14 protein-coding genes are annotated in these 12631 nt (G+C 36.8%); 12 read left to right on the top strand and 2 right to left on the bottom strand.

Annotated elements, in window-relative coordinates; genetic code table 11:
- Window positions 1-32 precede the first annotated feature (32 nt).
- The 6 genes from F598_RS0113880 to F598_RS0113855 all read left to right on the top strand — a co-directional run bounded on the left by F598_RS0113880 (window position 33) and on the right by F598_RS0113855 (window position 4365).
- Entirely contained in the window at window positions 33-533 is a 501-nt protein-coding gene (locus F598_RS0113880; RefSeq protein ID WP_019039677.1) for a DUF456 domain-containing protein, read from the top strand.
- 43 nt (window positions 534-576) lie between these two features.
- A complete protein-coding gene (locus F598_RS0113875; protein ID WP_019039676.1) occupies window positions 577-1251 on the top strand; it encodes a TIGR04283 family arsenosugar biosynthesis glycosyltransferase in 675 nt (224 codons plus the stop codon).
- Between the two features lie 121 nt (window positions 1252-1372).
- Window positions 1373-2200, top strand: coding sequence for an OmpA/MotB family protein (locus F598_RS0113870; protein WP_019039675.1), 828 nt, complete (start codon window positions 1373-1375; stop codon window positions 2198-2200).
- Between the two features lie 135 nt (window positions 2201-2335).
- Window positions 2336-3124, top strand: a complete 789-nt coding sequence (locus F598_RS0113865) for an SDR family NAD(P)-dependent oxidoreductase (RefSeq protein ID WP_019039674.1) — start codon at window positions 2336-2338, stop codon at window positions 3122-3124.
- A gap of 9 nt (window positions 3125-3133) precedes the next feature.
- Window positions 3134-3808 (top strand): haloacid dehalogenase type II, encoded by a 675-nt coding sequence (locus F598_RS0113860; protein ID WP_019039673.1) that lies wholly within the window; start codon window positions 3134-3136, stop codon window positions 3806-3808.
- A 137-nt stretch (window positions 3809-3945) separates the two neighbouring features.
- A complete protein-coding gene (locus F598_RS0113855) occupies window positions 3946-4365 on the top strand; it encodes a DUF2141 domain-containing protein (RefSeq protein ID WP_019039672.1) in 420 nt (139 codons plus the stop codon).
- Between the two features lie 24 nt (window positions 4366-4389).
- Here the strand turns inward: F598_RS0113855 and F598_RS0113850 are convergent, their stop codons facing one another.
- Window positions 4390-5178, bottom strand: coding sequence for an Fpg/Nei family DNA glycosylase (locus F598_RS0113850; RefSeq protein WP_019039671.1), 789 nt, complete (start codon window positions 5176-5178; stop codon window positions 4390-4392).
- A gap of 136 nt (window positions 5179-5314) precedes the next feature.
- Here F598_RS0113850 and F598_RS15390 point away from each other — a divergent pair, with 136 nt between their 5' ends.
- Together F598_RS15390 and F598_RS0113840 are read left to right on the top strand one after the other, a co-directional pair.
- Complete coding sequence (locus F598_RS15390; protein WP_019039670.1) at window positions 5315-5491, top strand: hypothetical protein; 177 nt, start codon at window positions 5315-5317, stop codon at window positions 5489-5491.
- An 87-nt stretch (window positions 5492-5578) separates the two neighbouring features.
- On the top strand, window positions 5579-6283 hold the full coding sequence (locus F598_RS0113840) for a S41 family peptidase (RefSeq protein WP_019039669.1): 705 nt from the start codon (window positions 5579-5581) through the stop codon (window positions 6281-6283).
- A 136-nt stretch (window positions 6284-6419) separates the two neighbouring features.
- On the opposite strand, the gene F598_RS0113835 is transcribed toward F598_RS0113840, so the two are convergent.
- Entirely contained in the window at window positions 6420-7949 is a 1530-nt protein-coding gene (locus F598_RS0113835) for a DUF4458 domain-containing protein (protein WP_019039668.1), read from the bottom strand.
- A 584-nt stretch (window positions 7950-8533) separates the two neighbouring features.
- On the opposite strand from F598_RS0113835, the gene F598_RS0113830 reads away from it, so the two are divergent.
- The 4 genes from F598_RS0113830 (at window position 8534) to F598_RS0113815 (ending at window position 12517) form a co-directional block, all read left to right on the top strand.
- Window positions 8534-8746 carry a hypothetical protein gene (locus F598_RS0113830; protein WP_019039667.1) on the top strand — a complete coding sequence of 71 codons (213 nt, stop codon included), beginning with the start codon at window positions 8534-8536 and terminating at the stop codon, window positions 8744-8746.
- Between the two features lie 3 nt (window positions 8747-8749).
- Entirely contained in the window at window positions 8750-9217 is a 468-nt protein-coding gene (locus F598_RS0113825; RefSeq protein WP_019039666.1) for a hypothetical protein, read from the top strand.
- 317 nt (window positions 9218-9534) lie between these two features.
- Window positions 9535-11175, top strand: a complete 1641-nt coding sequence (locus tag F598_RS0113820; RefSeq protein ID WP_019039665.1) for a TldD/PmbA family protein — start codon at window positions 9535-9537, stop codon at window positions 11173-11175.
- A gap of 28 nt (window positions 11176-11203) precedes the next feature.
- Window positions 11204-12517 carry a TldD/PmbA family protein gene (locus F598_RS0113815; protein ID WP_019039664.1) on the top strand — a complete coding sequence of 438 codons (1314 nt, stop codon included), beginning with the start codon at window positions 11204-11206 and terminating at the stop codon, window positions 12515-12517.
- Window positions 12518-12631: the final 114 nt, after the last annotated feature.

The following is a 12631-nucleotide window of genomic DNA, read 5'->3' as shown; positions in this document are numbered from 1 at the left end:
TGTTTAGTATCAATTTTGGATAATTACAACATATGAGTATTCTTCTTGTAAGTATAGGTTTTATCTGCTGTCTGGTTGGTATCGTGGGTAGTTTTTTGCCTGTCATGCCTGGTTTACCAATTTCGTGGATAGGTATCTTGATTTTATATTTTGTTCCTGAAGTCGGCTTGAGTAGCCAGCTCCTTTGGATCACTCTAGGAGTAACTCTGTTGATCTTTGCATTGGAATATCTTATCCCTTTATTCGGCATCAAAAAATTTGGAGGCAGTAAGTATGGGGTGTATGGAGCAGGAATCGGCCTTGTTGTAGGGTTATTTACCCCGATACCTTTAAGTGCGTTGATATTTCCATTTCTCGGGGCTTATATTGCAGAACTCACCTTCTCCAAGATGGAAAGCAAGCAAGCCTCAAGGGCTGCGTTTGGGTCATTTATTGGATTTTTAGCGTCTACATTTATTGAAGTTCTGGCTGCCATTATATTTACATGTATATATACTTATCAGGTTCTTCAGTTTAGAACGCTATTATTTTGATATTGTGTAGAGGTAGCTTTAATGCTTTACAATACATTGCTTTATGCTTATTAGTATTATTATACCAGCGTTAAATGAAGAAAAGGTTATTGCTGAAGTCCTTGAGCATACTTTATGGCTTCAGGGCCATTCTGAAATTATTGTTGTAGATGGCGGAAGTCAGGACCAAACTCTAGAGCTAGCTAAATCCTTTGAAAAAGTCAATGTGCTTCAGTCCTCCAAAGGGAGAGCTGCTCAGATGAATTATGGAGCCTCAAAAGCCACAGGAGATATTTTCCTCTTTCTGCATGCCGACACTTATTTGCCGAAGACCTATTACAATGATGTAAATAAGTTATTGCAAAATACAGAAATTGTTGCGGGAAGTTTCAAACTTAAAATGGACAATCCACATCCTATTTTTAAATTCTACCAGTGGTGTAGTCAATTTAATTTAGAGTTTTTCACCTATGGAGATCACGGCATGTTTATGAAAGCTGAGGCTTTTAAAACAATTGGTGGTTTTAAACCTATTCCCTTTATGGAAGATGTTGAAATTCAGAAGCGTTTGCGCCAGCTTGGAAAGCTTAAAAAGACAAAATCCTATGTCACTACCTCCAGCAGAAGGTTTCAGAAAAATGGAGTGATCACTCAGCTCATTATAGATACGCTGCTGGTTCTAGGATTTAAACTGGGTATTTCACCAAATCGCTTAAAACGCTTTTATCCAGACCATTAAAGGATTATGATTCATAAAAATTAGATGTAACTTATCATCTTTTAACAAAATCCTAAGTGGAAAACTAACAATATGTTAGAGCAAAATTCCGTTATTTACATCAACAAAATAAAATTAAACCATGAAAACCAAAAAAATAGTATTAAGCTTAAGTGCAGCAGTTCTTATGACTAGCTGTGTTTCTAAGAAGAAGTATACAGAACTAGAAAACAATTTGGATGAAACCAAATCTGAATTGATGCAAACCCGAACAGAGAAGCAAGAGCTGGAAGATCAGATGAATCAAATTGAAATGCGAGTAGAGCGTTACAATAACAAGATTGCTTCACTCCAGACCGAAAAAGAGGGTATGATGGTAAGTGTTCCCGGAGAAAGCTTAGTGCTTTCTGAAAAGAATAAAGAAGCTATGAGAAAAACATTAGAAAATGTTCCCGCAGCTAAACTTGCAGGAGCAACTTCATTGAAGGATTCTTTAAACATTGCGATTTCTCATAACATCTCCAAAAAGATGTCGAATTCTGGTGAAGACTTGAATGTTTCTATCGAAGAAACCATGGTAAAAATCAATATCGATGATAATCTACTGTTTGGAGACAGCAGCTTCCGAGTAGGTAGTAATGCAGATGATATTTTATCAAGGATTGCTGAGGTAGTCAAGTCTGAACCGTCTTTAGAAGTTTTAGTAGAAGGACATACCGATAGCAGAACGCTAAAGAAAGATAGTTACATCGTTGACAATTGGGATTTAAGTGCACGCAGAAGTGCAGCCATAGTGAGACGATTGGAAACTAAATTCGATGTTCCATCAGAACAATTAATTGTTGCAGGTAGATCCAGTTACGATCCTATCGCACCAAATGATAGTAAAGAAAATATGGCCAAAAACAGAAGAACGCAGATTGTGATTATGCCAAATCTGGATAAGTTTTTCGCTATGCTTGAAGAATAAATAATACTAAATTGTTTGAAAGATTTGCCCTGATAGATATTTTCTATCAGGGCTTTTTCTTATTATGCAACCTTAAACAAAGTCAGGTATACTGACTAAATTTATAACTTTAATGAGGATTAAAAATTTCGAAAGATGAACCTAAAAGGAAAAAAGACACTCATCACTGGAGGCAGCGCTGGTATTGGAAAAGAACTAATCAGACAATTGATCAATCATGGCTTAAAAGATTTTGCCGTCATAGGTAGATCTCAGAATAAACTGGACGCTTTGCAAAAGGAGTTTAAGGATGTCAACTTTATTCTTGTGGCTGGAGATGTTTCAAAAGTGAAAGATATTGATCGATTGATAGATGAGGTACGTTCTCATTGGGACGGTATAGATCTGCTGATCAACAACGCTGGAGTAGTGAGTGCTGCCCCCCTTCAGAAACTATCAGATGAGGATATCATCAACCAAATTAACATCAATCTTACGGGTGTAATTTTACTCACCAAAAAAGCATTACCACTATTGAAAGAACGTGGTGATGCAGGGATTATAAATATTTCATCGGGCCTGGGACTTATCGCCAAACCTTTTTATTCGGTATATGCAGCCACAAAAGCTGGGTTAAAGCATTTTTCTGAAGCTATGCGCAGAGAACTAATTTTTGAAAACATTCATGTCATGACGGTTTATCCAACAGCAACAGATACCAACATGCTGAAAAATGTCGATATGGAACATATGGATAGCGTGAAACTTGTGGCTGAAAGAGCAATAGAAGGCTTTCTTAAAAACAAGATTGACGTGATTTTAGGGGGAGAAAAGCGATTACAGGATGTAGAAACTAATAAAAACAGTCCTCTAGAAATAGACAGTCATATTAAAGATAATTACGATGCTTACAAGAACAGATCTGAAAATCATCGTGCGATGTAGCCAACGACAATGAAAAATACTCCACAGCTTTTAGTTTTTGATGTGAATGAAACCCTTTTAGACCTTTCTCCTCTTAAAGAAAAGGTAAATAAATTGCTGGGGGCCACTTCAGCTTTTGAAGTTTGGTTCTCAAAACTGATTCAGTTTGCAATGGTCGAAACTACCACTGGCACGTATTCAGATTTCGGAGACATTGGAGCGTCCACATTACATATGACTGCTCAGGGATTTTCTAAACGGCTTTCAGAGCATGACATAAAAACAACGCTTTCTGTTATTACAAAACTTCAACCGCACTCAGATGTTATCAAAGGATTAGAGCTACTGAAAAAAGAAGGATTCAAATTGGTTGCACTCTCCAATAGCGGTAAAAAGACCTTAAATATGCAGATGAAACATTCTGGGTTGGAATCTTTATTCGATAAGATTTACAGCGTTGAAGAGGTTAAAAAATTTAAACCTCATCCAGATCCTTATCAGTACCTTTTACAAAAAGAAGATTGCTCACCCAAAAATGCCATGATGATTGCAGCTCATGCTTGGGACATAATGGGTGCTAAACACGCAGGATTGCAAACAGCATTTATAAGTCGGCCAGGGAAGCTTTTATATTTAAACACGACTCAGCCAGATCTAGTTTGTGATGATTTTGATGAACTGGTCAAACATTTAGCAACCCATTAAAATTTAAATCTGGAGTCAGGTTAGGTCTGGTCGTTTTAGAATGATAAAATTCACTTAACACATTGACAAATAATCAATAAACAAAGCCCTAAAATTTTTTTTATCAGTAGCTTAGAAAAAATTAAAGAAAAAAGCTTATGAAAACGACTTTATTTACTCTCGCAATTATGCTGTATTCAGTATTTTGCTTAGCTCAGGGTGCCAAGCTATCAGTTACTATAGAAGGAATAGAAAAACAAGAAGGGACCATTTATATTTCTCTACATCAAAGTGAAAGCACCTTTCCAGATAATGCTGATGAAAGTGTAATCAACCAAACCTCAAATTCCTTTGACAATCAGGCTACCTTCAATTTTGAAGGACTCAATGAAGGAGAGTATGCGGTTTCTTTTTTTCAGGATTTAAATGGAAACAAAGAGTTGGATACCAATATTTTTGGATTTCCACAAGAACCAGTAGGAGCATCCAACATGAAATCGCTCGCAAGACCAAAATTCTCTAAATGTAAATTTGAGATCAAAGGCGACCAGTCTAAAAAGGTACAGTTCATGGATTAGTTAATGAATCCAATTCTGCATGTATCAATCGCCTAATACTTGCCATTTTGGAGAGAAATAGGTAGTCCTTCCTCCTACTTTAATTTTTTCAATCTCAGCCCCGGTATGAAAACACGTGGCGCCTTCTTTCCTAAAGTGCATCATAAAATGTTCTGGGAAGTCGCTATAGTGTGCATCGTTTTCGATGGCGACTTCGATTACATTTTTCATCGCCTTAAACACTGCCTCTATTTCGATGCTCGTCATTTGCTCTAGTCTTTTGGATGGATGAATTTTAGCCTGATATAGAATTTCGTCTGCCATCCAGTTGCCTACACCTGCGGCGACACTTTGATCCATTATTATTTTTTTGATATCTGTTTTTCTGCCTTCTATAGAACGCATAAAATCCTCCAGACTAAGTTCTCTAGCATCATCACTGAGACGATGTTCAGCTTTAAACTCTTCAATAGAATCCGTTAGATTCCACCAGCCAAACTTTCTTTTGTTTTCGAAGGCAAAATGGAACCCATTATCAAAACTAAGAACAAGGTGACCAAATTTCGGTCGTTCATTAGGGTCTTTATAGTAATTGGGCCTACCCGTCATTCCAAAATGCAATACCAGCACTTTTTCACCACTGGTTTCTATAAAGAGATACTTACCGATACGATGAGTCGATGTTAAGGTTTGATCGATCAAATGCGTTTCAAAGTCTTTTAAAGGCTGCTTTAGTAATCGCGTATCTCTACAATCTATCGAAGTAATTCGTTTATGAAGTGATGTAGCATCGATGTAGGTCTTGTATCCGTGGACTTCAGGTAGTTCTGGCATCGCTTTTTATTTAAATATACAATTATCAAAAAAAGACTAGCAGAAGATTATAGAAATTTTAAAAACTGGCCTTATCTCTTATAGTTTAATTTTTAAAAAAATGCATTTTAGTAGAACTAACTAATTCTATACTATTATGAAATTAAGACTTACCTCTTATCTACTATTCATTTTTATTTTATTCTCATGTAGTGATGATGACTCTAATGGAACAACTTCTCGAGACACAATTTCTAACACTGCAGAAGATTATTTAAATGAGATTTTAAACCTGATGGAAATGAATTCCATCAACAAAAATGAAATTGATTGATCCGATTTCAGACAACAAGTATTTGAAAGGGCTGGAAATGCCCAGACCATCAAGGACACCTATCCGGCCATTAGCAGAGCTTTACGTTTGCTTGATGATGACCATAGTTCTTATAGAGGAGCAGATGGAACTAACTTATTTGAAGGCTCAATACGTTGTGGTTTCCAAAGTATTGGTGAAGTTTCCACTCCTGAGACTGTTGGATATGTGAGAGTTAATTCCTTTTCAGGCTCGGCGAATAGTTCGGATGCTATTTCATTTGCACAGGATATTCAAAACCAGATCATAAGTCAGGATAATTCAAATACCCAAGGCTGGATCATTGACCTTAGAGGAAATGGCGGAGGTAATATGTGGCCTATGTTAGCGGGTGTAGGTCCTGTATTGGGCGAAGGAATTGCTGGCTATTTTATAAATGCAGATGAAATTGAGAATTCATGGGGTTATCAAAATGATGCCTCTCTTTTAAATGACGATCCTGTAACACAACTTAATGATTTTTATACACTAAATTCTCAAAATCCAAAAGTGGCTGTATTATTAGACGACGGTGTCGCCAGTTCTGGAGAAGTTATAGCTATCAGTTTTATAGGAAGAGAAAACACAAGAAGTTTTGGTTCACCCACTTGTGGCATATCGACATCGAATGGGAGATTCACACTAAGTGATGGCACTGTATTGAATTTAACAAACGCTTTTTTAGCGGATAGAAACAAAAACAAATATGGAATTCCAGTTGAGCCTGATGAAGATTTAACTGATGAAGATTTGATTCAGAGTGCAGTCGATTAGATTTTAAATTAAGGAACTAAAGTTCATAGGTCATTTGTAAAAAAAAGAAGGCTGCTCATAAGAGCAGCCTTCGATCTTGAGAGACCTTTTATATAATAGTCCCTTCAAAGGTTAGGTTGGTTTATTTGGCTAATTTTTATGGACAATTTTCATACAAACTTGATGTATTTCCTGTTGGCGTAAAATTGGTTTGAAAATTGTTACCATAAACTGTTCTGATATCCACACCATCTACGACCCATTTCCAGTCTTTGGTGGTGATCAATCCATTCTCTATTTCTACACCATCTTTGATAAATGTAGAAGGAGCAAACATATTACCGATGGTTAAGTCGTAATTTGGACCTCCATTCACGTTCAGGTTAGCATCAAATGGGTTTAAGAGATAGAATACGAAATCATTTGGCGCACTCTCTATCACTACGTTTTTAACGATGCCACTTCCAACTGTTCCATTACATTTGGTATTGACAAAATTTCCATTTGGACTAAAAGCCTGGTTAGTGTTAGGATAGACTTCTACCATGGTATTTCCTGAAATTTCCTGAACACTTGAAGCGTCACCAGAAATCACATAGCCAGTACCTGGTAACCAGAATTTAAAGGCATGACTATAGCCTCCACCTCTTGCAACTGGCTCAAATCTAAAGTTTAAATGACCCGTATTAATATCTGTTGATGTAGTTGTTTCTATAATTAAGTCATTGAAGTCACAATCGTTTTGACCTTCATCGTCATTTAGATCTTCCCACGCGATATTGTAGGTATTACTAAACACATCAAAATCTCCATCACAATCTTCATTTAAGTGTAAGTATCCATCTTCAGCATTGATTTCATCTACACGATCCAGAGGCATTGTTCCTTCAAACAACACTCCATTGACATAAAGCTCTATGAAATACGACTGATCTTCAGTTGGAATACTAGGATCGTAAGGGAATTTTAAACAAAGTAGTTCGTTGGCGTCATCATCACTGTTGTAATCACCATCAGCAGAACCTGTCCAGATAAGATCATCTTCACTGGTTTCATTTTCATTTGGATAAATAAAAGCCTCTAGACTGGCTACTTCATGTCCGGTGTCTGGTTCACAGAAGTTAGCGAATACACAAAGATTTTTGATTTGCTTGATATCCACATTCCAGAATATGAATCCGAATTGAGGTGGAGTAAACTCTTCAATACATAGAACCTCCATATCGTATTCCAATTTGCTGTAGTTTTCTACAGTGACATCAAACGGAAGTGGCTGACTTACAAAAGGCCCGAATTCACTATCGGCTGTAGGAGTAGCGTATAAAGGATTATCGTCTGAGTCGTACAGTTGGAAACTAGTTACTTGGTAAGTTCCAGGATCGAGTTCAATCAATTCAGTTTTATAGCTGTCGCCCCAGGCTTGCATATCTATGGTATACATTTCACCAGCAAGCTCTAGCACAGCATAGGATGCCAGGGCCATGTCACATTCTTCACCATCCTTAGCATCTGAAGCACCCTTAACATTAAGTCCGTTCATTTTTACATCATCAACACGATGACCAGCCAAGATAAATTCAACTCCTCCTTGTTCCTCTGGTGCTGCTTCTTCATCCTGACAGGAATACATAAACACTAGGGCAAAGCCTAGAAACAGGTAATTTAAATTTTTTAATAAATTTTTCATGATTAATAAGTTTTGGGTTAAGTGGTTTGGTTTTTTAAAATAAAGTGTCTTTTTTACTGGTGATCGTATTCTTGCTGTCATAACTCTTATTTTGTGATAAATTTAAGATTCACATGGTATTTTAACTAATAATTTAACAAATAAAATTAAAATCAAAAGCAATTATTATAAACATAACTTGCTTATTAGCAGTTATATATGATATTAAAGAATTTTCTTTAGCATTTTATATGAAGTTTTAGTCTATATTATTGTTAATATAAAGTGAATTTTATTGCCATATCTTTTTTAATGCTGTGATTTTAACAGTTTTTAAATTTAATAAACTGATAATAAGAAGATTAAAACAGGATATATCGATTATATACCGATTTGAATCTGGAGCGAAAAATTTTATCCATGATTTATTTTAAGTTTACCTTCACACCTGGTTAAGGCAGAATGTGAAACACAGTAAAATCTTGAATTTAAGGGAGAGCTGTCTCTTAAAATATGAAAAAGAAATAAGCACTTTAAAGGCAAGCATAATGTGTTTTAGGTATCTGATTAAAAATTGATATCTTCTATTTCAAATAATTAATGCCATGAAAAACAAGACAGGATTTCTGTTAGATTTTGGCGAGATGATCTTACTTCTGGCTATCGTATTTTTTTCCGGCTGTATATTTATGAGTGATATTGAAAACAACCTTATTATACTAGGGTTGTCGCTTTTTTCAGCAGGAATTATAGTGATTAAAAAAAGAATTAAAATGCCTACCCGTGACCCTAAGTTTAGAGAAAAGAAAGACTTTTAAATAGTGAAAAAGATAAAAAGAGCGAAGCTAATTTCTTATGTGGTCACTATAACCTTAGCCCTGGTAATCTTAATGAATTTTAGTTTGCCTGGTAAGGCTTTGACCGAAGAGATAATTAGTATTGATAAGAATAAACAGACCTACTACAATGCCGGGGGAAACTTTCATTATGTGCACTCGATTAAAACAACTAATCATAAGTTTCCGGTTTCAGAAGTGTTTGCAATATCTCATATTGACAAAAATGTATCTTTCACAACCTCCCTGATTTTTGATGAGATAAACGATTACAGCTCTCCCACTTATAAAAACTCCAGCCATTATTCCTTAAGAATAGCTTCTGGATTCATCCTCCCGCTCATTGTTATTTTGGTCCTTTTAGTAAGTCTTAAACTTAAAAAAAGAATGGACACGCTAGTCTTTGTACTTCAGGCTGTATTGGTCGCTGACTTGATATTTCTATTACTTTGAGGTTTAAAAAGTCATTTTATCTAGGAAATACCTGTAGCAGTTGATAAGGTTTTTAGTCACCATAGATAAAACACTCAGATTTACAGAAGCTGACTACCTTGAAGAAGAACCATTTAGTCTAATTAAATATGAGTCATAAAATTATCAATATCTTAAATATTGAATCCATATGTTAATATAATAAAAAAATAATCATTATTTTAGGCTCATATTAAGAGTAATGACAATGAAATATTCATAAAACATGAAATGCACATTGTGATTCATTGCTTTTTGAAAGTTAACAACGATTCAATCACAAAAACACAAGATTTTTTATGAAAAGAAGAAAATTTGTTCAATTAAGTGGTCTTGGAGCAGGAGCTTTAATGATGCCCTCCCTGATGATTGGAAATAACATTTCGGCAGATCAACTCATGATGCCAGGAATGGATATCCTCACAAAGCGAAAGCTTTCTGATGTTGCACTTAACACTGCTAGATCTCTTGGCTCTACGTATGCAGATGCAAGAATAGGTCGTTACCTCAACCAGTATGTATTTACGAGAGAAGACAAAGTACAAAATGTCGTCAATACGGAATCCTTTGGTATAGGAATTCGGGTAATCGCTGATGGTACCTGGGGATTTGCCTCTACCAATAGTGTTACCGAAGACGGTATCAAAAAAGCAACACAACAAGCGGTTGCAATCGCCAAGGCCAACTCAAAAATTCAAAAAGAACCCGTTAAACTTGCTCCTGTTGAATCTCACGGAGAAGTGTCCTGGAAAACTCCAATCAAAAAGGATTTTAAAGATGTCCCTGTCTCAGAAAAAGTGGATTTACTGCTAAGTGCTAATGCAGCAGCTATGAACAATGGCGCTAATTTTGTAAATTCTGCCCTATTTATGGTCAATGAGCAAAAATACTTTGCTTCGACGGAGGGATCTTATATCGATCAGGACATTCATAGGATCTGGCCAACATTTGGGGTTACTGCTATCGATCGCGGTGCTGGTAAGTTTAAAAGCAGACAAGCCATGAGCGCCCCTATGGGTATGGGTTATGAATATATGGACGGTTTAGAATCAGAAAAACTAGAAGGCCCGTCAGGCTTGAGGCTATATCGTAATAGTTATGACATCGTTGAAGATGCAACTTTGGCTGCAAAACAAGCCAAAGAAATGCTAACGGCTAAATCTGTGCAGCCAGGCAAGTATGATCTGGTCTTAGAGCCAAATCATTTAGGATTGACCATTCACGAATCTGTGGGTCATCCGCTTGAACTAGACCGAGTCTTAGGCTATGAAGCTAATTATGCGGGTACCAGTTTTGCTACCTTAGATAAATGGAAATCTGGTGACTTTAAATATGGTAGTGATATCGTAAATCTTGTAGCCGATAAAACCCAACCAGGTTCTTTGGGAGCTGTTGGTTACGATGATGAAGGAGTCAAAACTAAAAAGTGGGATCTTGTTAGAAACGGAGTTTTGACCAATTACCAAGCCATCCGGGATCAGGTTCATATGATTAACCAAAATGAATCCCATGGATGCTGCTACGCGCAGAGTTGGAATGATGTTCAATTTCAGCGTATGCCAAACGTATCCTTAGAGCCTGGAAAAGAAAAGTATTCTATAAACGACATGATTAAAGATGTTGAAAAAGGAATTTATATCGCTGGAAGAGGATCTTATTCTATTGATCAGCAACGTTATAACTTTCAATTTGGCGGAACTGTGTTTTATGAAATTAAAGATGGCGAAATTGTGGGCATGTTAGATGATGTCGCTTATCAATCCAACACCCAGGAATTCTGGAATTCGTGTACCAAAATTTGCGATGAAAATGATTATAGAATGTTCGGTTCATTCTTCGACGGCAAAGGACAGCCTTCTCAAGTCAGTGCTGTGTCTCACGGAAGTTCTACATCCAGGTTTAACGGTGTGAATGTGATCAATACCGGCAGAAGTGTTTAATCAAAATTTACTTTAAAAGCATTTAAAAATGGCAATATATACTAAAGAAGAAGCTAAGCAAATCATGGAAAGGGCATTGAGTTTTTCCACCGCAGATGCTTGTGTAATCAATATGGGAGGTAGCGAGAGTGGAAACATTCGCTATGCCCGAAATACCGTGTCTACCTCAGGTCATCGCTCGAATCAAACCTTAGCTGTGGAAGCTAGTTTTGGAAAAAAATCTGGAACAGCTACCATAGATGAATTTGATGATGAATCACTTAAAAGCGTTGTGCAAAGGGCTGAAGAACTCGCAAAACTATCTCCAGAAAACCCAGAGTTTATGCCCCCTCTTGGGCCTCAAACTTACGATGAATCTGTTAGTTTTGTAGAGGCAACAGCAAATATCCAACCAGAATTTAGAGCAGAAGTTGCGGCCAAAAGCATCAACCCTGCCTCAAAGCAAGACGTGACTGCTGCAGGATTTCTGGATGACTCTTACGGATTCAGTGCTATGATGAATTCCAATGGTCTATTTGCTTACAATAAATCGACTAATGTTGACTTTACTGTGACTATGAGAACTAATGACGGCACAGGTTCTGGATGGGTTACTCGTGACTATAATGACGTCAATAAATTTAACCCCGAAGAAGCTGCAAAAGTCGCTATTGATAAAGCAGTCATGTCTAAGGAAGCAAGAGCAATTGAGCCAGGTAAGTATACTGTGATTTTAGAGCCTGCGGCCTCTGTAGATTTACTGCGTAATATGTCTGGTGCCTTTAATGCACGGACGGCAGATGAAGGGCGAAGCTTTATGTCTAAGGACGATGGCACCAAAATGGGAGAAAAAATTGTAGATGAGCGCGTCAATGTATGGAGTGACCCATTACATCCAGATGTCCCCACTTCCACCTGGAATGGAGAAGGCATGCCGCTCAAAAAAATGAAATGGATTGAGAATGGAGTAGTCAAAAACTTAGCTTATAGCAGATATTGGGCAGATCAAAAAGGAGTGGACCCTGTTCCCTTTCCTTCCAATTTTATTATGCAGGGAGGCGATGCTACTCGAGATGAATTGATCAAAAGTACCAAAAGAGGCATTCTCATTACCAGGTTATGGTACATCAGGAGTGTAGATCCACAGACTTTGTTATACACAGGACTTACTCGTGATGGTACATTTTACATCGAAAACGGAAAGATAAGATACCCGGTGAAAAACTTTAGATTTAATGAAAGTCCAATCATCATGCTCAATAACCTTGAAGCACTTGGCGAGCAAGTCAGGATTAACGGAAATTTAATCCCTTACATGAAAGTTAGAGACTTTACATTTACTAGTCTTTCAGACGCTGTCTAAAAGGAATCAACTTTAAATAACTGATTGTGATATCTTTCGTTGCAATCAGTTTTTTTTTATAAAATTAGTGAAGAAGTCATAAATTGAAACTGTGTTCTGGTTTTACTTTTCCGC

The organism is Psychroflexus tropicus DSM 15496 (genome assembly GCF_000378765.1).
GTDB classification, from domain to species: domain Bacteria; phylum Bacteroidota; class Bacteroidia; order Flavobacteriales; family Flavobacteriaceae; genus Psychroflexus; species Psychroflexus tropicus.
Note: the sequence above shows the minus strand (reverse complement) of the source record. Positions and strands in the feature narration are given on the sequence as shown.

Excerpts from the sequence above, each read along its gene's own strand:
- F598_RS0113865 (WP_019039674.1), top strand. The coding sequence starts at position 2,336 with ATGAACCTAAAAGGAAAAAAGACACTCATCACTGGAGGCAGCGCTGGT.
- F598_RS0113835 (WP_019039668.1), bottom strand. The coding sequence starts at position 7,949 with ATGAAAAATTTATTAAAAAATTTAAATTACCTGTTTCTAGGCTTTGCC.
- F598_RS0113830 (WP_019039667.1), top strand. The coding sequence starts at position 8,534 with ATGAAAAACAAGACAGGATTTCTGTTAGATTTTGGCGAGATGATCTTA.
- F598_RS0113850 (WP_019039671.1), bottom strand. The coding sequence starts at position 5,178 with ATGCCAGAACTACCTGAAGTCCACGGATACAAGACCTACATCGATGCT.
- F598_RS0113860 (WP_019039673.1), top strand. The coding sequence starts at position 3,134 with ATGAAAAATACTCCACAGCTTTTAGTTTTTGATGTGAATGAAACCCTT.
- F598_RS0113820 (WP_019039665.1), top strand. The coding sequence starts at position 9,535 with ATGAAAAGAAGAAAATTTGTTCAATTAAGTGGTCTTGGAGCAGGAGCT.
- F598_RS0113870 (WP_019039675.1), top strand. The coding sequence starts at position 1,373 with ATGAAAACCAAAAAAATAGTATTAAGCTTAAGTGCAGCAGTTCTTATG.
- F598_RS0113880 (WP_019039677.1), top strand. The coding sequence starts at position 33 with ATGAGTATTCTTCTTGTAAGTATAGGTTTTATCTGCTGTCTGGTTGGT.
- F598_RS0113815 (WP_019039664.1), top strand. The coding sequence starts at position 11,204 with ATGGCAATATATACTAAAGAAGAAGCTAAGCAAATCATGGAAAGGGCA.
- F598_RS0113855 (WP_019039672.1), top strand. The coding sequence starts at position 3,946 with ATGAAAACGACTTTATTTACTCTCGCAATTATGCTGTATTCAGTATTT.
- F598_RS0113875 (WP_019039676.1), top strand. The coding sequence starts at position 577 with ATGCTTATTAGTATTATTATACCAGCGTTAAATGAAGAAAAGGTTATT.
- F598_RS15390 (WP_019039670.1), top strand. The coding sequence starts at position 5,315 with ATGAAATTAAGACTTACCTCTTATCTACTATTCATTTTTATTTTATTC.